The 21917-nt window shown below is 74.1% G+C and carries 18 protein-coding genes and 1 tRNA gene; 5 read left to right on the top strand and 14 right to left on the bottom strand.

All coding sequences use genetic code 11. The features are described from left to right. Positions 1-89: 89 nt before the first annotated feature. Positions 90-956, bottom strand: coding sequence for a 16S rRNA (cytidine(1402)-2'-O)-methyltransferase (rsmI, locus tag PUR56_RS43010; RefSeq protein WP_329883347.1), 867 nt, complete (start codon positions 954-956; stop codon positions 90-92). A 289-nt stretch (positions 957-1245) separates the two neighbouring features. On the opposite strand from rsmI, the gene PUR56_RS43005 reads away from it, so the two are divergent. Continuing rightward, on the top strand, positions 1246-3012 hold the full coding sequence (locus PUR56_RS43005) for a dolichyl-phosphate-mannose--protein mannosyltransferase (RefSeq protein WP_443034641.1): 1767 nt from the start codon (positions 1246-1248) through the stop codon (positions 3010-3012). 179 nt (positions 3013-3191) lie between these two features. Further along, positions 3192-4970, top strand: a complete 1779-nt coding sequence (locus PUR56_RS43000) for a penicillin-binding transpeptidase domain-containing protein (RefSeq protein WP_329953001.1) — start codon at positions 3192-3194, stop codon at positions 4968-4970. 105 nt (positions 4971-5075) lie between these two features. Here PUR56_RS43000 and PUR56_RS42995 read toward each other — a convergent pair whose 3' ends face one another. From PUR56_RS42995 to PUR56_RS42975, 5 genes are all read right to left on the bottom strand, one after another. Continuing rightward, on the bottom strand, positions 5076-6485 hold the full coding sequence (locus tag PUR56_RS42995; protein ID WP_329953000.1) for a glycosyltransferase 87 family protein: 1410 nt from the start codon (positions 6483-6485) through the stop codon (positions 5076-5078). Between the two features lie 124 nt (positions 6486-6609). Beyond that, positions 6610-8109: an amino acid permease gene (locus PUR56_RS42990; protein WP_329952999.1), complete on the bottom strand. Its 1500-nt coding sequence runs from the start codon at positions 8107-8109 to the stop codon at positions 6610-6612. Between the two features lie 285 nt (positions 8110-8394). After that, positions 8395-9945, bottom strand: a complete 1551-nt coding sequence (locus PUR56_RS42985; protein WP_329952998.1) for a penicillin-binding transpeptidase domain-containing protein — start codon at positions 9943-9945, stop codon at positions 8395-8397. Then, positions 9945-11273: an FtsW/RodA/SpoVE family cell cycle protein gene (locus PUR56_RS42980; RefSeq protein ID WP_329952997.1), complete on the bottom strand. Its 1329-nt coding sequence runs from the start codon at positions 11271-11273 to the stop codon at positions 9945-9947. Before PUR56_RS42980 ends, PUR56_RS42985 begins: the two co-directional genes overlap by 1 nt. Positions 11274-11471: 198 nt before the next feature. Beyond that, on the bottom strand, positions 11472-11984 hold the full coding sequence (locus PUR56_RS42975; RefSeq protein WP_329952996.1) for a DUF1269 domain-containing protein: 513 nt from the start codon (positions 11982-11984) through the stop codon (positions 11472-11474). A 288-nt stretch (positions 11985-12272) separates the two neighbouring features. On the opposite strand from PUR56_RS42975, the gene PUR56_RS42970 reads away from it, so the two are divergent. The 3 genes from PUR56_RS42970 (at position 12273) to PUR56_RS42960 (ending at position 15003) form a co-directional block, all read left to right on the top strand. Further along, positions 12273-13589, top strand: coding sequence for a VWA domain-containing protein (locus PUR56_RS42970; RefSeq protein WP_329883339.1), 1317 nt, complete (start codon positions 12273-12275; stop codon positions 13587-13589). A 2-nt stretch (positions 13590-13591) separates the two neighbouring features. Further along, complete coding sequence (locus PUR56_RS42965; protein ID WP_329883338.1) at positions 13592-14476, top strand: peptidase; 885 nt, start codon at positions 13592-13594, stop codon at positions 14474-14476. Positions 14477-14565: 89 nt separating this feature from the next. Beyond that, on the top strand, positions 14566-15003 hold the full coding sequence (locus PUR56_RS42960) for a universal stress protein (RefSeq protein ID WP_329952995.1): 438 nt from the start codon (positions 14566-14568) through the stop codon (positions 15001-15003). Positions 15004-15225: 222 nt separating this feature from the next. Here PUR56_RS42960 and PUR56_RS42955 read toward each other — a convergent pair. The 8 genes from PUR56_RS42955 to PUR56_RS42920 form a co-directional block, all read right to left on the bottom strand. Then, positions 15226-15299 (bottom strand) — tRNA-Ala (locus tag PUR56_RS42955). Positions 15300-15391: 92 nt separating this feature from the next. Next, positions 15392-16465, bottom strand: coding sequence for a divisome protein SepX/GlpR (gene sepX, locus PUR56_RS42950; protein WP_329952994.1), 1074 nt, complete (start codon positions 16463-16465; stop codon positions 15392-15394). Between the two features lie 151 nt (positions 16466-16616). Further along, complete coding sequence (locus PUR56_RS42945) at positions 16617-17243, bottom strand: GNAT family N-acetyltransferase (protein ID WP_329953019.1); 627 nt, start codon at positions 17241-17243, stop codon at positions 16617-16619. Next, positions 17240-17743 carry a MogA/MoaB family molybdenum cofactor biosynthesis protein gene (locus tag PUR56_RS42940; RefSeq protein WP_329883335.1) on the bottom strand — a complete coding sequence of 168 codons (504 nt, stop codon included), beginning with the start codon at positions 17741-17743 and terminating at the stop codon, positions 17240-17242. The genes PUR56_RS42945 and PUR56_RS42940 overlap by 4 nt, the downstream gene beginning before the upstream one ends. Further along, complete coding sequence (gene moaC, locus PUR56_RS42935) at positions 17740-18180, bottom strand: cyclic pyranopterin monophosphate synthase MoaC (RefSeq protein WP_380358372.1); 441 nt, start codon at positions 18178-18180, stop codon at positions 17740-17742. Before moaC ends, PUR56_RS42940 begins: the two co-directional genes overlap by 4 nt. Positions 18181-18381: 201 nt before the next feature. Further along, positions 18382-19746 (bottom strand): molybdotransferase-like divisome protein Glp, encoded by a 1365-nt coding sequence (gene glp, locus PUR56_RS42930; protein WP_329952992.1) that lies wholly within the window; start codon positions 19744-19746, stop codon positions 18382-18384. Between the two features lie 26 nt (positions 19747-19772). After that, positions 19773-20693 (bottom strand): UTP--glucose-1-phosphate uridylyltransferase GalU, encoded by a 921-nt coding sequence (galU, locus tag PUR56_RS42925; RefSeq protein ID WP_329883332.1) that lies wholly within the window; start codon positions 20691-20693, stop codon positions 19773-19775. 12 nt (positions 20694-20705) lie between these two features. Continuing rightward, positions 20706-21815: a GGDEF domain-containing protein gene (locus PUR56_RS42920; RefSeq protein WP_329952991.1), complete on the bottom strand. Its 1110-nt coding sequence runs from the start codon at positions 21813-21815 to the stop codon at positions 20706-20708. Positions 21816-21917: the final 102 nt, after the last annotated feature.

Raw genomic sequence — 21917 nt, 5'->3', positions numbered from 1 at the left:
CCCCGGCCCCGACCCGGGCCCCGGCTCAACCCCTGAACCAAGCCCCTGAACCAAGCCCCCGAACCAAGCCCCTGAACCAGGCTCCTGGTTCAGGCCCCGGCCGCCGCCGCGTTCTTCGCCGCCACCACGGCGTCGAACACGTCCCGCTTGGGCAGCGCCAGCTCGGCCGCGACCGCCGCGATCGCCTCCTTGCGCCGCTCGCCGGCCTCCTCCCGGACGGCCACCAGCCGGGCCAGCTCGGCCGGGGTCAGCTCCTGCGGCGCGGCCGGCGGGGCGCCGGCCACCACCACGGTGATCTCCCCCCGCACGCCCTCGGCCGCCCAGGCCGCCAGCTCGCCGATCGGCCCGCGCTTGACCTCCTCGTAGGTCTTGGTCAGCTCGCGGCAGACGGCCGCGGGCCGGTCGGCCCCGAACGCCTCGGCCATCGCGGCCAGCGCCTCGGCGATCCGGTGCGGGGCCTCGAAGAAGACCATCGTGCGCGGCTCGGCGGCGACGGTGGCGAGCTGCCGGGCCCGGTCCCCGGTCTTGCGGGGCAGGAAGCCCTCGAAGGTGAAGCGGTCCACCGGCAGGCCGGACAGCGCCAGCGCGGTGAGCACGGCGGACGGCCCGGGCACGGCGGTGACCTTGATGTCGGCGGTGACCGCGGCGGCGACCAGCCGGTAGCCGGGGTCGGACACCGACGGCATCCCGGCGTCGGTGACCAGCAGCACGCGGGCGCCGCCGAGCAGCGCCTCGACCAGCTCGGGGGTGCGGCCGACCTCGTTGCCCTCGAAGTAGGAGACGACCCGCCCGGCCGTGGTCACCCCGAGCGCCTGGGTGAGCCGGCGCAACCGCCGGGTGTCCTCGGCGGCGATCACGTCCGCGGTGGCCAGCTCGGTGAGCAGCCGGGGAGGGGCGTCAGAGACGTCGCCGATGGGGGTGCCTGCGAGAACGAGTACTCCTGTCACGGACCCCATCCTTCCAGCAACCGGCGCCCGGGCGCTTTTGGTGACGATTCGGGCAGCTTCGGAGGGAGCCGTCCCACGCTCACGGCACACCCCTACCATGTGGCTGGTGAATGGCGACACGGCGGCCCAGACGCCTACTGGTACAGACCACACCCCGCGAGGTGACGTCGGCGTGCCGGTCCTGACGGACCAGCCGTCGTCCGCCCTGCCGGGTCCGCGCGAGGCCGCCCCGGGGGACGACCCCGGCCCCGGCCCCGTCTCCGACCGCGTTCGGGGCCACGCCGAGGGCCCCGAGCCGTTGGCCGGCACCGGCACGAGCACCGTCACGAGTACCGCCAGCGACACCGCCGGCGACGCCGAGGCCGACGGCGCCCGGGAACCGCGCCCGGCCTGGCTGCGCGGTCTCGCCCGGTTCGGCTACACCCCGGCGCTCAAGGCCTCGCAGGCCGAGCGCCTGGCGCCGCCGATGCCGGACGGCCGGGGCGTGACGCCGAAGCGGGTCCCGCCCTCGCCGCTCCTGCTCCGCCTGGGCATATCCCTGCCGGCGCCGCTCTGGTCCTGGCTCTGTCGCTGGGCGGGCTGGCTCGGCCCGCTCGCGGTGGCCCTGTTCGCCGGACTGCTCCGGTTCACCGGCCTCGGGCAGCCGAACGCGATCATCTTCGACGAGACGTACTACGCCAAGGACGCCTACGCGCTCTGGCACGGCGGCTACGAGATCAGCTGGCCGGAGGGCGCCAACGACAAGATCATGGCGGGCGCCGGGGTCCCGTACCAGTCGAACCCCTCGTACGTGGTGCATCCGCCGGTCGGCAAGTGGATCATCGGGGCCGGCGAGCAGCTGTTCGGGATGAACCCCTTCGGCTGGCGGTTCGCGGTGGCCCTGCTCGGCACCCTCTCGGTGCTGATGGTGGCCCGGATCGCCCGCCGGCTCTTCCGCTCCACCCTGCTGGGCTGCGTGGCCGGGCTGCTGCTCGCGGTGGACGGCCTGCACTTCGTGCTCAGCCGGTCCGCCCTGCTGGACCTGGTGGTGATGTTCTGGATCCTCGCCGCCTTCGGCTGCCTGCTGCTGGACCGCGACCGCACCAGGGCCCGGATCGCCGCCCGGATCGGCGACGGCCCGGACACGGGGCTCGCCCACCGGCTCAACCTGGGCTGGCGCCCGTACCGGATCGCGGCCGGCGTCTGCGTGGGCCTGACCTGCGCGACCAAGTGGAGCGGCCTGTACGTGGCGGCGGCCTTCGGCCTGCTGACGGTGCTGTGGGACGTGGGCTCGCGCCGGCTGGCCGGCGCGAGCCGCCCGTACCTGTGGACGCTGGTGCGCGACGCGGTGCCCGCCTTCGTCTCGATCGTGGGCACCTCGGTGGTCGTCTACATCACCTCCTGGTGGGGCTGGTTCGCCAGCAGCACCGTCCCCAACCAGGGCGGCTACGGGCGGGACTGGGCGGTCGGCCGGTCCACCGACTTCCCCTGGATCCCGGAGGGCCTGCGCGCGCTCTGGCACTACCACTCGACGGTCTACGACTTCCACACCCACCTGAGCGACCCGCACACCTACCAGTCGAACCCGTGGAGCTGGCTGGTGGTGGGCCGGCCGGTCTCGTTCTTCTACGAGTCGCCGAAGCAGGGCCAGGCCGGGTGCACGGTCAGCGAGTGCGCCCGCGAGGTGCTGGGCATCGGCACCCCGCTGCTCTGGTGGACCGGCGCCGTCGCCCTGGTCTACTGCCTCTGGCGCTGGGCGGTCCGCCGCGACTGGCGGGCCGGCGCCGTGCTCTGCGGCCTGGCGGCCGGCTACCTCCCCTGGTTCGTCTACCAGCAGCGGACCATCTTCCTGTTCTACGCGGTCTGCTTCGTGCCGTTCCTGGTGCTCGCGGTGACCATGCTGATCGGTGCGATGATCGGGCCCGCGGGAGCCTCCCGGGACCGCCGGATCATCGGCTCGGCCGGTGCCGGTCTGCTCGTCCTGCTGATCATGTGGAACTTTCTCTTCTTCTACCCCCTGTATACGGGCGAGACGATTCCGATGGACGACTGGCGACAGCGGATGTGGTTCAACAGCTGGATCTGACGGACCCCGGGCGCGGGGCGGGGAGGGTACCGGAGCGGTGTGCGACACGTACCAGATCCGTCACAAGACCCGGGCGTTTCGTCGGCGCACGGAGTTCGGCTGCCTAGGCTGGGCACCGAACGCGCATCCGGCCACCTCCGGCTGCGGCCCGATCGCCCGACCCTTGGGGGAGCAGCACCATGCGCAGTGGCGCGAAGACCGGCATCATCACCGGCGTGGCCGTCGCCATGCTGGCGGCGGGCGGCTACGGGGCGTACAGCCTCGTCGGCGGCTCGGGCGACTCGGACGAGGCACCCGCCAAGAAGCCGCGCACGGTGGTCGCCGAGCCCCCGAGCGCCGAGCAGGCGGCGGCCGGCGCCAAGGACTTCCTGGCGGCCTGGGCGGCGGGCGACCTCGCCAAGGCGGCCTCGCTGACCGACGACCCGGCGACCGCGACCACGGCGCTGACCGCCTTCCGGGACCAGGTGAAGCCGAGCGGGCTGACCCTCGCGCCGGCCGGCCCGGCCACCCCGGCGGCCTTCGCCTCGGCGACCGGCACCCCCTCTCCGGCGAAGCCGTCGGCCCCCGCCGCCTCCGGCACGGCCGCGCCGACCGCCGCCGCCGCCGCCACCGACACGCCGTCGGCGGCGGCGACGCCCGGGCCGACCGGCGTGCTGATGGGCTTCAAGGCCCGCGCCGAGTTCGAGGGCACCAACCGGGTCTGGGACTACAACGGCTTCCTCAACGTCGTGAAGATGAGCGACGACACCCCGGCCGTGCACTGGGCGCCGACGGTCCTGCACCCGCACCTGGCCCCCGGCGAGGTGATCGCCACCCAGCCGGTCCTCGCCCCGCCCGGCAACGTCGTGGACCGCAACAACAAGGCGCTGAACAGCCCCTCGATCACCGCGTCGCTGGTCACCGAGGCGCAGACGAAGGTCCAGAAGCTCCTCGCGGAGCAGAACAAGGACCAGAGCGACGCGGGCAGCGGCGTGGTGATCACCAACCCCGCCGACCCGAACAGCGCCGTGGACCGGCTGTTCACCATCGTCGAGCCCAAGCCCGCCAAGCCGTTCAAGCTGACCGTCGACGCCACCCTGCAGGCGGCGGCCGAGAAGGCGATGACCGACCTCGGGGGCAAGAAGGGCTCGATCATCGCCATCGAGCCGAGCACCGGCCAGATCCTGGCCTTCGCCAACGCGCCCGTGACCGGTCAGAACCGGGCCTTCCAGGGTCAGCTCGCCCCGGGTTCCACGATGAAGATCGTCACCTCGGCCGCGCTGCTGGAGGCCGGGGTCAACCCGGACACCGTGGTGGCCTGCCCGGCGAAGAGCAGCAACCCGCAGGCGATCCCGAACTCGTTCAAGGAGGTGTACCCGAACAACACCCTCCAGCAGGACTTCATGATCTCCTGCAACACCGCCTTCATCGACCAGGGCCTGGCCAGCCTCAAGCCGGGTGCGCTGACCACCACCGCCAAGGACGTCTTCGGCCTCGGCCTGAACTGGCAGACCGGCCTGCGCAGCAGTGACGCCCAGGTGCCGGACGCCGGCACCAACAAGGACGAGCAGGCCATGCAGTCGATCGGCCAGGGCAAGGTCCAGATGAACCCGCTGGCCATCGCCTCGGTGGCCGCCACCGTGCAGAGCGGCACGTTCAAGCAGCCGATCCTGGTCGCCGAGCTGCCGCAGCAGAAGGCCGCCCGCGACCTCTCCCCCGACGCCGCCGCGAAGCTGAAGGCCATGATGGCGGCCACCGCCAAGGACGGCACCGCCAAGGACGTGATGGCCGGGATCTCGGACAACGCCGGTGCCAAGACCGGCTCCGCCGAGGCGACCGGCATCACCACCACCAACAGCTGGTTCACCGCCTTCCGGGGCAACATCGCCGTCGCCGCCGAGGTCGAGGGCGGCGGTCACGGTGTGGACGCGGCCGGACCGGCCGTCGCCTCCGTCATCAAGGCGGCCGGCAACCGCTGAGCCGCGCACCGCAGCCGCACCGCGGCCGCTCCGCACCCGCCCTCCCCGGACCCGCCCGTCCCGCCCGCGCCCCGGAGGCCCGACCGGCCCCGGGGCTCCGGCTTCTCAGCGCCCCGGGAGGGCGGGTTCCGGCCGGGCCAGCAGGCAGCCGACCGGGCGGGGCGGCCGGGCGGTCCACCGCCGGGCCGCCAGCCGGGGCCAGATCATGAGCACCACCGGCAGCGCCAGGTACCCGAACCGTCCGGCCGGGGCCAGCATGAACGCGATCGCCAGCCCGGCGGCCAGCAGGTCGGCGGCGGCGATCGCGGAGACCGGCGGACGGGCCAGCAGCCAGATCGCCACACCGAGCCCGCCCACCGTCAGCAGGACCAGCGAGGCGGTGTGCCCGGTCGGCCCGAACCCGGCCAGCACCTTGCCGGGCAGCGGGCTGCCCGCCGGTGTCTGGATCGCGGTCAGCCCGAGCGGGAACCGCACCACCTGCTCGCGCAGCGCGTCCGCCCGGACCAGCGCGATCGGGGCCATGACGACCAGGCCGGCGCCGAGGGCGGTGAGCCCGGCCTTGCCGGCCGGCCGCCGCCCGTAGAGCCGCCAGAGCAGCAGGACGGCCACCGGCAGCGCCGGCCAGACGGTCCACTTGAGGGTGCCGGCGAGCGCCAGCACCAGTCCGGCGGGGACGGTGCGGTCACGCTCGGCCAGGGCCATGGCCAGGCAGCAGAGCCCGATCAACGGCAGGTCCACGCCGCCGCCGACCAGCGCGAGGGCGATCAGCGGCGAGGCGGTGAGCACGGTCAGCGGCAGCAGCGGCGCACGGTCCCGGGACGGCCGCAGCAGCCGCCAGCCCGCCACCAGGCAGGCCACGAAGGCCAGCGCGAACCAGATCCGGGCGTCCCCGGCCAGCCGCGCCACCGCGTTGCCGTCGCCGAGCAGCGCGCGCGGCACCCCGAACACCGCCATCCCCGGCAGGTACGGGTTGTAGTCGGTGACCGTCACCGGGTCCGGCAGGTACGGGCTGCCGGTGGTGAACAGCAGGTGCGCCGAGCGTTCGACCACCATCACCTCGGACTGGTGGCGGCCCTGGAGGGCGAGCACGGCCAGCGGCACCAGGACGGCGCCGAGCAGGGCGACCGCGGCTGCGCTCCGGGCGGCGACGCGGCGCGGGAGGGCCAGGCAGAACAGCCCGGCGAGGAGGTAGGAGGGGGCGGCGACGGCGCCCCAGAGCCTCTGGTTGGGCAGGTCGGAGACGACCGGGAAGGCGGCGGCCCAGCCGGCCGCGACCAGACAGCCGAGCAGTTGGACGCCCCGGTGCCCGGCGAGCCGGGCCGGATTCAGCCGATCGAGCGGGACCGGCGGACCGCTCTCGCCGCGCTGGTGGGGGAACGGACGACGGGGCGGACGGCCCCGCAGCCGGGCGGGTCTGGCCGGGGGGACGTCGGGGCCGGGCGGGTCCGGGGTCCCGCCCCGACCGGTGAAGCGGCCGCGCGGGCGGGAGTAGCCGGGCGTGCGGGTGCTCACCATGGTGGAAGGTTAGGGCCGGGGGCTGCGCCCTGTCGCCATGTCTGCGCCGCGAGTATCCGCAGGTGCGAACGGGGCCGTCCGGGGGACGGAACCCCCGGACGGCCCGGTTCTCTGCTCAAGGGACTCAGCCGGCGTTCGTGTCGGTCGGCTGCCCCGGACCGGCCGGCCGCCCGGCCCGCTCCAGCTTGGAGTGCTTGATGCTGTAGCCGAAGTACACGACGACCGCGACGACCAGGGCGATCGCACCGGCCCGGAAGGTGTCCGCGTGCAGGCCGGTGATCAGGTAGACGCAGAAGCCGATGCTGATCAGCGGGACGACCGGGTAGCCGGGCACCCGGAAACCGCGCGGCAGGTCGGGCTGGGTGCGGCGCAGGATGATCACGCCGATCGAGACCACCGAGAAGGCGATCAGGGTGCCGAGGCTGGTGATGTCGGCCAGGACGTTGAGCGGGATGAAGGCGGCCAGCGCACCGACGCCGATACCGACCACGATGGTGTTCCAGACCGGGGTGCCGGTCCGCGGCGAGAGCTGGGCGAAGCGCTTGGGGAGCATCCCGTCGCGGCCCATCGAGTACAGGATGCGGGTCTGGCCGTAGATCACCACGAGGGTGATCGAGAAGATCGAGATGATCGCGCCGAACGCGAAGACCATCGCGGGCCAGCTCTGGCCGGTGATGTCCTGGAGGATCTGGGCGAGGCCGGCCTCCTGGCCGTCGAACTTCTCCCAGGGCTGGGCACCGATGCCGGCGACGGCCACCAGGATGTACAGGACGGTGACCACGACCAGCGAGATGATGATCGCCATCGGCAGGGTGCGGCGCGGGTTCTTGACCTCCTCACCGGCGGTGGACACGGCGTCCAGCCCGATGAAGGAGAAGAAGATGCTGGAGGCCGCGACCTGCACGCCGCCGATGCCCAGCGGCATGAACGGGGTCAGGTTGCCGGAGTGGAAGCCGGTCAGCGCGACGCCGATGAAGAGCAGCAGGATGAGGATCTTGATGCCCACCATGGCCGCGTTGACCTTCACCGACTCGCTGACGCCGCGGATCAGCAGGAAGCACACCATGGCGACCAGCAGCAGCGCGGGCAGGTTGAACCAGTGCCCGTTCCCGGGCGCGCCGGAGAGCGCCTCCGGGATCTGGAACCCGAAGGCCAGGTCGAAGAACTTGTTCAGGTACTCGGCCCAGCTGACCGCGATCGCGGAGGCCGAGACCCCGTACTCCATCAGCAGGCAGATGCCGACGCCGAACGCGACGCCCTCGCCGAGGGTGGCGTAGGCGTACGAGTAGGAGGACCCGGAGACCGGGATGGCGGAGGCCATCTCGGCGTAGCAGAGCGCGGTGAGGCCGGCGGTGACGGCGGCGATCACGAAGGAGAGGATCACGGCCGGGCCGGCCGAGGGCACCGCCGTGCTGAGCACGAAGAAGATGCCGGTGCCGATGGTGGCGCCGATGCCGATGGCGGACAGCTGCCAGAGCCCGATCGAGCGTCGCAGGTGGATGCCGGAGCGTCCGCCCTCCTCGGGCGCACCGGCGGGCGGGCCGTCGCGGCCTTCGCTCTCGGCGATCAGGGTGGAGACGGGCTTGCGCCTCATGAGGCGCGCGCCGAGGGTGTTGCTGGCCAAAACGAGGGTCCTTCTAGGCGAGGGAGGGTGTCCCAGGGAGGGTGTCCTAGCGGCCGGTCACTCGACGCGCCGTGGGGTGCCATCGGGGACCAACCGAACAAAGATGGGACAGGACCGCGCGAAAGCACCAGTGTTGCAAACGAACAGTCCCGCGGCGCGCATTGTACGAACCGTCACATCCGCCTACACAAACCGGACACTTCGCAAACGGCGGATCTGCCATCGAGCAGATAAAGCAGCAGGTCAACCCGGTGGACGCGGGGCCGACACGGGGAGGTAAGGGCCTCATCCGGCGAGCACCGCCTGCATCACCGCGCGGGCGACCGGCGCCGCGAGCCCGCCACCCGTGACGTCCGTGGCGTCACTGTCCGCGATCACCACGGCGACCGCCACCGGCGGTACCCCGCCGGAACCGGCCGGCTTGGCCCAGGAGACGAACCAGGCGTACGGCGTCCCGCTGTTGTCCGGCCCGTGCTGGGCGGTGCCGGTCTTGCCGCCGACCACCGCGCCGTCGATCCGGGCGTTCCGTCCGGTGCCGTTCTCCACCACGTCCGTCATCAGCCGCTGCACCTGCCCGGCCGTTCCCGGGCTCATCGCCTGCCGGTACACGGACGGCTTCATCAGCTGGACGGCGGTGCCGTCGCTCTTGGTCAGCTTGTCGACGAGCTGGGGACTCATCACGGTGCCGTTGTTGGCCACCCCCGCGGCGACCATCGCCATCACCAGCGGGGTGGCGGCGGTGTCGAACTGGCCGATCGAGGAGAGCGCCAGCTGCGACGCGTTCATCCGGGTGTCGAAGTTCGAGCGGGCCGCCCGCACCGGGGTGTCCAGCCCGGCGTCGTTGAAGCCGAAGGCCTCCGCCATCGCCGTCATCCGCTCCAGCCCGACCTGCACACCGAGGTGGCCCAGCACGCTGTTGCAGCTGCGGACCATCGCCGCGTCCAGCGACTGCCCGGGCTCGTCGCAGGCCCGGGTGTCGTTGACCAGCGGCGTGGTGGTGCCCGGCATGACGTACGGGAAGGGCGCGTCGGTGGGCGCGTCGATGTCGGTGACCACGCCGCTCTCCAGCGCCGCGGCCGCGGTCACCACCTTGAACGTCGAGCCGGGCGGGTAGGTCTGCCGCAGCGCCCGGTTGAGCATCGGCTGATCGGCGTCGGCCTGCAGCCGGTTCCAGGCCTCCTGGTCGTCGGCCGAGGTGCCGGCGAAGCTCCCCGGGTCGTACGACGGTGTGGAGGCCAGCGCCAGGATCCGCCCGGTGGCGGGCTCGATCGCGGCGACCGCGCCCTTCTGCCGGCCCAGCCCCCGCATCGCGGCCTGCTGGGCGGCCCGGTCGACGGTGGTGTGGACGTCCCCGCCGGGGTTCTGCCGGCGCGCCACCGCGTCCCAGACCGCCCAGCTCGCCAGCCGGAGGTCGGTGCCGGAGAGCAGCTCGTCCTCGGTCCCCTCCAGCTGGGTGTTGCCGTAGGTCTGCGAGGAGTAGCCGGTGACCGCCGCGTACAGCGGACCGTCGGTGTAGGTGCGCTTGTAGTCGTAGCGCCCGCCGGTGGGCTCGGAACCGGTGACGGTGTCGGCGCCGACGCGGATGTCGCCGCGCGGCTGGGAGTAGCGCTCGATGGTGAGTCGCTGGTTGGCGCTGTTGTGGTTCAGTTCCCCGGCCCGGAACACCTGCACCCTGGTGGCCTGGGCGCAGAGCACCACGATCAGCAGCAGGCAGAACGTGCCGGCCCGGCGGCCGGTGACGGAGATCCCCGGCAGGCCCTGCGGCCCGTCCCCCGGCCGGCCTCCCCCCGGCCGGTCGCCGGCGGGCCCCCCGCCGCCGGCGCGGTCGCGCGCCATCAGGCCTCCCCGGGGGCGGGCCGCCGGGCGATGTCGCTCATCCGCACCAGCAGCGCGACGATGATCCAGTTGGTGACGACCGAGGAGCCGCCCTGGGCGACGAACGGCAGGGTCATCCCGGTCAGCGGGATCAGGTCGAGCACCCCGCCCGCCACCACGAACACCTGGAGGCCGACGATCGCCGCCAGCCCGATCGCCAGCAGCCTCCCGAACGGGTCCCGCAGCGCGATCCCGGTCCGGAACCCGCGCGAGACCAGCAGCGCGTAGAGCAGGAAGAGCGCGACCAGCCCGGTCAGCCCGAGTTCCTCGCCGATGGTCGCGAGGATGAAGTCGGACTTGGCGGCGAAGCCGATCAGCGCCGAGTGGCCGTTGCCCAGCCCGGCACCGAGCTCCCCGCCCCAGGCGAAGGCGAACAGCGACTGGGCGATCTGGTTGGCCCCCCGCCCGGCGGCGATCGATCCGAGCGGGTCCAGCCAGTCGTTGACCCGGCTGTGCACGTGGGGCGAGAGCAGGCCCACCCCGACCGCGGCGATCCCCGCCAGGAAGAGCCCGATGGCGATCCAGCCGGTCCGCGCGGTCGCCACGTACAGCATCACCACGAAGAGGCCGAAGAAGAGCAGCGAGGTGCCGAGGTCGGTCTCCAGCACCAGCACGCCGACGAACGCCGCCCAGATCACCAGGACCGGCGCGAGCACCCGTCCGCGCGGTAACTGGAACCGCCAGACCCGCCGCCCGGTGAGCGCCAGCGCGTCCCGGTGCACCGCCAGGTAGGCGGCGAAGAAGACCGCCAGCAGGATCTTCGCGAACTCGCCCGGCTGGAAGGAGAGCGGCCCCAGGGTGATCCAGATCCGCGAGCCGTACACCGGGGGGAAGAAGATCGGCAGCACCAGCAGGACGAGCGCCGCCAGCGCCCCGATGTACGCGTAGCGCTGAAGCCGCTTGTGGTCCCGCAGCAGGAACAGCACCAGGATGAACAGGCCCACCCCGAGCGTGGACCAGAGCAGCTGGGTGGGCGCCGCGTCACCCGGGGTGGAACGGTCCAGCCGGTAGATGACGACCAGTCCGATGCCGTTCAGCAGCACCCCGATCGGCAGCGGGAGCGGATCCGCGTACGGCGCCTTCCAGCGGACCGCGGCGTGCGCCAGCAGGGCGAGCACGCCGAGCGCGGCCCCGTACTCGCCCGCGTCGGCGGGCACCGTGCCGTCGATGTTGAGGCCGACTTCGGCGTACCCGAGGACGGCGGTCAGCACCGCGGCCAGGACCAGCGCGAGTTCGGTGTTGCGCCGGGTCCGCACCGTCCGGCGCGGCCGGCGGGCGGTTGTCGTCACGGCGGAGGGTGTCGCCACGGACCGTCCTGGGTGTCGATCTGCGGGAGTTCCTGCTTCGGGTCGGCCCGGCGCGGGAGCCCGGGTCCCGGGCTCCGGACCGCCGGGAGGTGACGATCGGGGCGGACGGGCGGCGGGCCCGTCCGCCCCGACGTGAGCGGCTGGTCAGGTGGGGGCCGGCCGGCCCCGTGCGCCGAGGGCTCAGACGGGAGCCGGTGCGGCGTTCGCCCGGGCGGCCTCGACGGTCGCCTTCAGCTCGGCCTCGGCGGCCGACGAGAGCGAGGTCTGGATGATCTTCCCGCCGTACTGGGCCAGCTCGGGCACGACCTTGTCCGCGGTCGCCTTGCGGACCAGCAGGAACACCGCGGCGGTGCCCGGCTGGAGGTGCTCGCCGACCTGGCGCATGAAGTCGTCGTCCACCCCGATGTCGGTGGAGGCCCCGACCGCGGCACCGGCCGCGCCGCCGACGGCCGCGCCGAGGAACGGCATGAAGAACAGCAGGCCGATCACCCCGCCCCAGAGCGCGCCCGACGCGGCGCCCGCCCCGGTGGTGCTCACCTGCTGGTGCAGCTTGATCCTGCCGTCCTCGCGGCGTTCGACGACGACCGCGTCCTCCAGTTCGATCAGCTTCTGCGTCTGCAGCCCGACCGCCGCGTTGCGCACCGCCTTGGCGGTGGCCAGATCCGGATAGGCGATCGCGAAGAGGTTGCTCACGTGCGGGTCCTTCCCTCAGTCGGACGTTCCGGCCGGGCCCGGGCGCCGGTGCGGCGGCCCCCGCGGCCCGCTCGTCACCCTAACGAGCGCTATCCATATTTATCGGTTCATCCGTCCGGTGTGTCCCGGATTGCCCGCCAGGCCCGCCCGGTATCCGCGCGACCGGCGCACGACCGGGCGCCCCCGCCCCGATCCCCCACCGGCGCCCACGAGTTCGCGCCGGTGTCCGGCGGTTCGCGCACCGGACCGTGTTGGCCACGGGGAACTGATGATCCCTAGGATCGACGGGTGACTACCGGACGACGACCGAAGGCCAGGCTCGGCAGCCTGCTGGCCGCCCTGGCGATAACGGGCGGGGCGCTGCTCAGCGGCCTGCCCGCCCATGCCGACGAACCATCAGCCGGCTCCGCCGGCAAGGAAGCACCCCGGGTCGACCTCGTCCTGGATGTCAGCGGCTCCATGCGGGAAGCCGACATCCAGGGCAAGAGCCGCATCGCGGTGGCCCAGCAGTCGCTGAACGAGGTGATCGACGCCCTGCCCGCCGAAACCGACTTCGGCATCCGCACCCTCGGCGCCAACTACCCCGGCAACGACAAGGCGCAGGGCTGCCTGGACACCAAGCAGCTCTTCCCCGTCGGCAAGACCAACAAGACCGAGGCCAAGACGGCCGTCGCCACCCTGCGGCCCACCGGCTGGACCCCGATCGGCCTGGCCCTGCGCGGCGCGGCCGAGGACCTCGGCAAGGGCGAGACCACCCGCCGGGTGGTGCTGATCACCGACGGCGAGGACTCCTGCGCCCCGCCCGACCCGTGCGACGTCGCCCGCGAACTCGCCGCCCAGGGCATCCACCTGGTGATCGACACGCTCGGCCTGGCCCACGACGACAAGACCCGTCAGCAGCTGCTCTGCATCGCCAACGCCACCGGCGGCACCTACACCGACGTACGCACCCAGGAGCAGCTCACCGAGAAGGTGAAGCAGCTCGTCGACCGCTCCAACGACACCTACACGGTGGCCCCGGTGAAGACCACCGGCACCGACAAGTGCGAGTCGGCGCCGGTCCTCGCCCCCGGCGTCTACAGCGACCGCGAGAAGTTCTCCGAGCACCGCACCTACCGCGTCCCGGTCAAGGCCGGCCAGGAGCTGCGCGCCTCCGTCAGCGTCGCCCTGGACCGCCCGGTGGCCCGCGACTACGGGGTCCTGCTCCAGGCCACCAGCACCACCGGCCAGGAGCTGGTCCGCGGCACCGACGCCGGAAGCGGCCGGACCGACGTGATCTCCACCGGCCTGCGCTGGTCCACCGACGACTCCAAGGGCTACGCCACCGCGACCCCGTCCGCCTCGGCGAGCGGCAAGCCGGAGACCACCGTCTGCCTGGTGATCTCCAACTCGCTGGCCGCACAGCCCGGCATCGCGGCCGACCCCGGCCTGCCGCTGGAGCTGACGGTCGACCTGACCGCCGCCTCGCCCTCCCCGGACGGCCCCGCGATGGGCCTCGGCCGCGGCTGGATCCTGCTGCTCGTGCTCACCCTGGCCGGCCTGCTGACCGGCCTGCTGTTCGGTTGGATCGCCCGCTGGCGGATCGCTGTCTGGCAGGAGAACTGACCATGACCCACTCGACGATCCGCGCCTCCCTGCGCGGCGCGGTGGCCGCGCTGGCCCTGCTCCCCGCACTCACCCTCGCGGCCCCGGCCGCCTCCGCCGCCTCGCCCTCCCCGAGCGCGAGCGGCACCCCGGCCCCGGCCAACAAGGCCGGCACCTCCTTCCTGACCGCCGTCAACCTGGCCCCCGGCCAGGACGCCGCCGTCGCCGCCTCCACCGGCGACTACCTGTACTGGGCGTTCGGCGCCTCCGAGGGCCAGACCCCGACGGTCGGCCTGTCGGTCACCCTGCCCCCGTCCGCGGACCGGCACGGCCCGCAGACCTGGAGCGTCGAGGTGTTCGACGGGCTGCGCCGCCGCCAGTCCTGCACCGCCGGCACCCAGGTCTCGACCGCCGAGCAGGCCACCGCCTCGCTCGCGCTGAGCTGCACCCTGCGCGAGGTCCGCTCCTGGGCCGAGCCCTGGTCCGGCGACCCGCTGCCCGGCACCTACTACGTGCGGCTCTCGGTCGCCGACGCCCCGCAGCCCGACCTCGGCCTGGCCGCCTCGGTCAAGCTGCACGTGGCGGCCAAGGGCGACGCCGACAACGCCCAGCCCGAGGGCGGCGAGCTCAAGGCCCCGCTGGTCCCGCCGGCCGGCGGCGGCGCCGCGACCGTCAAGGCGGCGGCGCCCGAGGAGCCCGAGGACCACTGGTACACCGGCTGGTTCTCCGGCTGGAACAGCCGCTGGTTCTGGACCCTGGCCGGCGGCATCCTCGCCGCTCTGGCCGGTGTCGCCGGCTACACCCTCACCCGGCACCCGCGCGGCCGTCGCCCGGCCCGCTACGGCTCGGTGCCGCCACAGTCCGGCGCACCGCAGCCGGGCCCGTACGCCGGCTCCGGCCAGCCCTGACCGACCCCGCCCCGAGGGCCGGCCGAGCACCCGCTCGGCCGGCCCTCGGCCGTCTCGCCGTCCCCTCCGGGCCGTCCTACGCTCGGACCATGACCCCGCGACCGGACGGCAGGATCGTGGTCGGCGTGGACGGCTCCCGGCTCTCCCTCGCCGCCGTCCGCTGGGCCGCCCGGCTGGCGGGCTTCACCGGCGGCCCGCTGGAGGCGGTCACCGTCTGGGAGTTCCCCCTGCGGCAGGACGAGCGCGGTCTGGTCCCGCCCGCGCTGGACGGGTTCGAGTCCGAGCGCCGCGCCGCCCGGATCCTCGACGAGTCCCTCTCCGCCGCCCTCTCCCCCACCGCCCCGGCCGTCCTGCGCCACCTCAAGGCCGGCCCGCCGGGCCCCGCCCTGACCGCCGCCGCCGAGGGCGCCGCCGTGCTCGTCCTCGGCAGCCGCGGCCGCACCGCCCCGCCCGGCGCCCCGCTCGGCACCACCAGCCACTACTGCGTCCACCACGCGCGCTGCACCGTGGTCGTCGTGAAGGAGTGACCGCCGGCGAGCCGTGCCGCGCGGCGGCCGTCCGCAGCGGTGCGCCGCCGGGCCGGGCACCGGCGTCCCGCCCGGCCCCGGGGTGACCGGCACTCAGCAGGCCGGGTCCGGCGTCACCCTGACCGCACGACCGGGGCCGGCGCCGCCCGCACAACGCGAAATCCCGCCCGGTGGAGTCCACCGGGCGGGATTTCGTGAACCGGTCGGAACCGGTCCGTTGGGTGGAGCTGAGGGGATTCGAACCCCTGACCCCCTCGATGCGAACGAGGTGCGCTACCGGACTGCGCCACAGCCCCAACGAGAAGAAACTCTAGCACCTTTCGGAGGGGGCTCGTGACCACCCCCGGGCGGCGTCCCAGGTCGGGGGTGCCGCGGCACCCCCGACCGGTCACTCGTTGGCCGCGCGGGGCCGGGACTCCGCGGCGGAGGGCTCGGCGTACTGGTCGAAGAGCGGGGTGTTGCGGGCCTCGGCCGGACGACCGGCGGTCCAGGTGCCGGGCGCCGACAGGTCGAGACCACGGCTGACCCGGGGGGCCACCGGCGCGGTCACGTAGGTCGGCAGCGGGACGGGCACCGGCTCCCAGGAGTCCGGGCCGGCCGCGCCGCGCTCGCGCATGCCGTCGACCCACTCCTCGTGCTCGGTCGCCTCCGCGACGGCCGAGGCCGAACCGGGTGCGGCGGTCGCCCGGGCGGCGTCGGCATCGGTGGCCAGCCGCAGGTGCGGACGGCCGCGTCCGGTCCGCGGCGCGGGCTCCGGCTCGGCCACCGGGGCCGGAGCCTCGGCGGCGACGCGGGCGGCCTCGGCGCGCTGCTTCTCGCGCTTGCGCAGCCGCTCGGCGGCCTGGGCCGCGCGGACCCGGTCCAGCTTCACGGCGTACCGCTGGCGCTCCAGCCGGCGCAGGTGCCCGATGTAGAGGGTGAGCAGAGCCGCCGGGACCGCGGGGACCCAGAGGAAGGCCAGTCCGGCCACCGCCGCGACCACCGCGCCGACGGCGAAGACCAGGAAGAGGACGGTGACCATCCGGCGACGCCGGGCCAGCAACCGGGCCCGCCGCTCGGGGCCGCCGGCCGTACCTGCGGACCGTCCCTCGGTGCGCTCCGCCGGGCGGGGCGCCGGCTCGTCCGCCGATCCGCCCCCGGCCGGAGAACCGGTGGAGGGATCGTCGGCGAGGTCGCCGGCGAGGCCACCGGAGGGCTCGTCGGAGGGGTCCCCGACCGCGGCCCCGTCCCGTTCGGGAGGGCCGTCGTCGCTGCTCTGCTCGTCGTCACGCGGTTCGTCGCTCAGGGCCCGGGACGCCCGCCGCTCCAGCGCCGAACGCCCGGCCAGCAGGCGGATGGCGGTGCTGAAGCGTTCCGTCGGGCGCGCCTCGTTGAGCTCGTCCTGCCTGCGGAGCCACATCGGCACCAGATAGGCGGCCCAGGCCCCTACGATGACGGCGTAGATAAGGCCGCTACTGCTCACGTTTCACACCGTACGGGCGCGGGGGAAGGGCCGGTAGCAATTTGGCACGGCGTGTCGTGTGATCAAGCTGATTCTCCGACTAATTTGCCGTCATTTGTGCCCGTCCGTCGCCACGCCGATGCCATATCGATATTTCTTTTCGAACATACATTCAATTTCTGGGCCGACGCACCGAACTGAGGGCCCGCCAGCGGTCCAGCATCCCCTCCGGCACCTCGTCGGCGGTCAGCGCGAACACCAGGTGGTCCCGCCAGTCGCCGTCGATGTGCAGATAGCGCGGCCGCATTCCCTCCGAGCGGAAGCCCAGCTTTTCCACCACCCGCCGGCTCGGAGTGTTCTCCGGCCGGATGCAGACCTCGATCCGGTGCAGGCCGAGGGTGCGGAAGCAGTGGTCCACCGAGAGCGCGACCGCGGCCGGCATGATGCCCCGCCCCGCCACCGCCTCGTCGATCCAGTAGCCGACGTTGGCCGAGCACATCGAGCCCCAGGTGATCCCGCCGACGGTCAGCTGACCGACCAGCCGGCCCTTGTGGAGGACGACGAAGGGCAGCATCCGGCCGGCCGCGGCCTCGCTGCGCAGGTAACGGACCATCTGCCGGTAGGTCGGGCGACGGCCGGCGCCGTGGGCCGCCGGGCCCGGGGGCACCGTCGCCTCCCAGCGCCGCAGCCAGTCCCGGTTGCGCCGGCTGACCTCCTGCCAGTCGCCCTGGTCGCGGGCCCTGATCGGGCGCAGCGCGACGTCCCCCTCGTGGAGCTCTACCGGCCAGCCGGCGTTCAGTGCGCTCTCCCGGAAGCTGGTGCGTCGGGCCGGGGGTGGTCGCCGCCGCCGAGCTGGTCGACGGCGTGCGCGAGCAGCGGCTCCAGGACCGCCAGGCCGTCCTTGACGCCGCCGGTCGAGCCCGGCAGGTTGACGATCAGGGTACGTCCGGCGAGGCCGGCCAGCCCGCGGGAGAGCGCCGCGGTCGGCACCTTCTCCCGCCCGTGGGCCCGGATCGCCTCGGGGATGCCGGGGATCTCGCGGTCGAGGACGCGGGCCGTCATCTCGGGGGTGAGGTCCGTCGGGGAGATGCCGGTGCCGCCGGTGGTCAGCACCACGTCGTACCCGGCCGCGACGGCCTCGCGCAGGACGGCCTCGACCGGTTCGCCGTCCGGGACGACCCGGGGGCCGTCGACGGTGAAGCCCGCCCCGCGCAGACCGGCGACCAGCAGCGGGCCGCCCTTGTCCTCGTACACGCCGGCCGAGGCGCGGTTGGAGACGGTGACGGCGAGCGCCCTCACGCGGACACCTCGGGGGTGCTCCAGTCGCCGCTCTTGCCGCCGGTCTTGCCGAGCACGCGGACGGACTCGATGGCCGCGCCCTTGTCGACGGCCTTGACCATGTCGATCACGGTCAGCCCGGCCACCGCCACGGCGGTCAGCGCCTCCATCTCGACACCGGTCCGGTCGGTGGTCCGCACGGTGGCGGTGATCTCGACCGCGTCGTCGGCGACGGAGAGTTCCACCGTGACGCCGGAGAGGGCGATCGGGTGGCAGAGCGGGATCAGTTCGGGCGTCTTCTTGGCGCCCATGATCCCGGCGATCCGGGCGACGGCCAGCGCGTCGCCCTTGGGGACGCCCTCGCCGCGGAGCAGTTCGACCACCCGGGGAGCGACCCGGACCCGGCCGGCCGCGACGGCGGTGCGCGCGGTGACGGCCTTCTCGGAGATGTCGACCATCCGGGCCGCGCCCTGTTCGTCGACATGGGTGAGGCGGTCGCCGGGGGGTGAGGTGGTCACGGGTGGCTCCAGGGGGCGCGCAGGTCGAATACCGCGCTACCGTACTCCTCGCCCCGGCCGGGGCGTGGGACGGGCCGCGCCGGTGAGACGGCCCGCCGCGGTGGGATCCGGGCCGGCCCGCGGTACGACCGGCCCCGGGGTTCAGCCGCCGAGCAGGACCACGTCCACCGCGCTGCCGGCCGGCAGTTCGGTGACGTCCTCGGGGACGGTGATCAGGCAGTCCGCCCTCGCCAGCGCGCCGACCAGGTGCGATCCCTCGCCGCCGACCGGCTCCACCGCGCCGTCGACCGCGGAGTACCGGCCGCGCAGGAACTGCCGCCGTCCGGCGGGCGAGCGCAGCGCCACCGGGCAGTGGGCCCGGACGACCGGACGGTTGACGTCGTCGGCGCCGAGCATGGTCCGGATCGCCGGACGGACGAACAGCTCGAAGGAGATGTACGCGCTGACCGGGTTGCCGGGCAGCGCCATCAGCGGCACTCCGGCCCCGGGGCCGATCCGGCCGAAGCCCTGCGGCTTGCCGGGCTGCATCCGCAGCCGTCGGAAGTCCACCCCGCCGTACTCGGCGAAGACCTCCTTGACCACGTCGTACGCGCCGACGCTGACGCCGCCGCTGGTGACGATCAGGTCGGCCCGGCCGAGCTGGTCCTCCAGGACGGCGCGCAGCCGGGCCGCGTCGTCGGGGACGCCGCCGACCCGGTAGGCGATCGCGCCGGCGTCGCGGGCGGCGGCGGTGAGGGTGAAGCTGTTGGAGTCCGCGATCTGCCCGGGGCCGACCGGGTCGCCGGGCTGGACCAGCTCGCTGCCGGTGGACAGCACCACGACCCGCGGGCGGGGGCGGACGGTGACGGTGGGCCGGCCGACCGCGGCGAGCAGGCCGAGCTGGGCGGGGCCGAGCCGGGTACCGGCGGTCAGGACCCGGGTGCCGGCGGCGATGTCGCTGCCGCGGCGGCGGACGTGGGCGCCCTCGGTGACCGGGCGCAGCACCCGGACCTCCTCGCCCTCGACCGGCGCGGCCATCGAGTCGGCGGCGCGGCCGGTGCCGGTGCCGCCGTCGGTCCACTCGACCGGGGCGACGGCCTGGGCGCCGGGCGGCACGGGGGCGCCGGTCATGATCCGGGCGGCCTGGCCGGGGCCGACCTTGGGGAGTGCGTCGGCACCGGCGGCGATGTCGCCGACCACGGCGAGCACCGAGGGGTACTCGGTGGTCGCGCCGGCGGTGTCGGCGGTGCGGAGGGCGTAGCCGTCCATCGAGCTGTTGTCGAAGGACGGCAGGTCACCCTCGGCGACCACGTCCTCGGCCAGCCGGCAGCCCTGCGCGTCGAGCAGCTGGAGCTCGATGGCGGGCAGCGGGCCGACGGCGGCCAGGACGTCGGCGAGGTGCTCGTCGACCGTCCAGAGGGCGGCCGGACCGGACGGGCCGACCGCCGGGCGGGCGCCCGGTGCCGGGTCCGCGGAGCCGTCGCAGCAGGCTGCGGGGGTGGTACCGCTCTCCGTGGACCCGGTCATCGGCGCGCTCGCTCTCGGTCGGTGTGTCAGTCCTGCAGCTCGGTGGCCACGAACTCGCGCAGCCAGCTGCGGAAGCCCGGGCCCAGGTCCTCGCGCTCGGAGGCCAGTCGGACGATAGCGCGCAGGTAGTCGGCGCGGTCGCCGGTGTCGTAGCGGCGGCCCTTGAAGAGCACGCCGTGCACCTGGCCGCCGACCGCGGCGTCGCGGGTGGCGAGCTCGCGCAGGGCGTCGGTGAGCTGGATCTCGCCGCCGCGGCCCGGCGGGGTCTCGCGCAGCACGTCGAAGACGGAGGGGTCGAGGACGTACCGGCCGATGACCGCGTAGTTCGACGGCGCGTCGGCGGTCTCCGGCTTCTCGACCAGGTCGGTCACCTGGAAGACGTCCTCGCCGAAGCCGTTCGGCTTGACGGCGGCGCAGCCGTACAGGTGGATCTGGGAGGGGTCGACCTCCATGAGCGCGACGACCGAGCCGCCGAGCTCCTGCTGGACCTCGATCATGCGGGCCAGCAGCGGGTCGCGCGGGTCGATCAGGTCGTCGCCCAGCAGGACGGCGAACGGCTGGCCGGCGACGTGCTGCTCGGCGACCGAGACGGCGTGGCCGAGGCCCTTCGGGTCGCCCTGGCGGACGTAGTGCATGTTGGCGAGGTCGACGGACTCGCGGACCCGGCGGAGACGGTCCTGGTCGCCCTTGCGGGCGAGCAGCTCCTCCAGCTCGTAGGCGCGGTCGAAGTGGTCCTCCAGCGCGCGCTTGTTACGGCCGGTGACCATCAGTATGTCGGACAGCCCTGCGGCGGCTGCCTCCTCGACGACGTACTGGATCGCCGGCTTGTCGACGACGGGCAGCATCTCCTTCGGAGTGGCCTTGGTGGCCGGCAGGAAGCGGGTGCCCAGTCCTGCCGCGGGGACCACGGCCTTGGTTACCGGGATTCGGGACTTCGACGTCGTCATGCGTTTACCTTACTAAGGCACGTGTTTCGCCTGGCCGGGCGTCGTTGAGCGGTGCTGGGACAGCACGTCGCCAGACCCGGCCGCAATGGCAGGCAAAGGGGACGTGACGGGTGGGGCGAGGGGGTCCCCTCCGGCACAGGGCGACAGACTACCCGGCTTTTCCGAACGGTTACGTTCGGCTGCGAAGACACCGTCCGGACGCGCGGGGAAGGCCGGGGAGGCACCCGGGGAAACGCCTGCGGGGACGGCTCCGGAACGGTCCGCGGAGGTCCTCCGGAAGGCGGTCGGGGCAACGGTCGGGGCGGTCGGCGAGGTGGTCGGGGCGGCAGCGGACGCGGCGGCCGGGGCGGAGTCCGGCGAGGTGGTCGGCGAGGTGGTCGGCGAGCCGGCCGGGGCGGAGGTCCCCCGCCAGCAGTCGCCGCCGGCCCCGCGGGCCACCGCCAGCGCCCGGTCCGCGGCCCGGAGCAGCACGGCCGCGTGGGCGCCGTCCTCGGGCAGGACGGCCAGACCGACCGCCGCGGTGAGCCCGTTGCCCTCCGGGTGGCGGCCCTCCCGGCTGCCCGAGGACCAGTCCAGCAGCAGGTGGCGGCGGACCGACCAGACCAGCCGGTCGGCCACCTGGGCCGCGCCCTCGGCTCCGGTGTCCGGCAGGACGACCAGGAACTCCTCCCCGCTGTACCGGCCCAGGGTGTCGGAGCGGCGGATCTCCATGCCGAGCCGCTGGGCGAGGTCGCGCAGGACCGTCCCCGCGCGGGCCCGGCCGTGCTCGGCGACCACCGCGTCGAAGCCCGCGATCTCCAGCAGCAGGACCGCCAGCGGCCGGGGCCCGTCCTGCTGTCCGTGCTGTCCGTGCTGCTCGGCCCGGCGGGCCCGCTCGATCTCCCGGTCCAGGGTGAGCTGGAGGTGCCGGTAGTTCCAGACGCCGGTGAGCGGGTCGCACGAGGCGGTGCGTTCCAGCTCGGCGCAGCGGGCCTCCAGTTCGGCGATCCGCTCGCGGAGCCCGGCCTCGCGGTCGGCCGCGCCGGACGCGCCGCGCCGCAGGCGGGCGCCGAGCAGGGCGGCACCGGCCAGCGCGGGGGCGCTCAGCACGGCCAGGGCCTGGACCAGCAGCGGGGTGGACATCGGGGCGCCTTCCGCATGTCAGGCTCTGAGCGTCACGGGCCCGGAGCACGGGTCGGAGCGATGGGCGGGGCGGGGATCGGAGCGGTGGAGGAGCGGTGGAGC

The organism is Streptomyces sp. BE303 (genome assembly GCF_036290945.1).
Classification (GTDB): Bacteria; Actinomycetota; Actinomycetes; order Streptomycetales; family Streptomycetaceae; genus Kitasatospora.
Note: the sequence above shows the minus strand (reverse complement) of the source record. Positions and strands in the feature narration are given on the sequence as shown.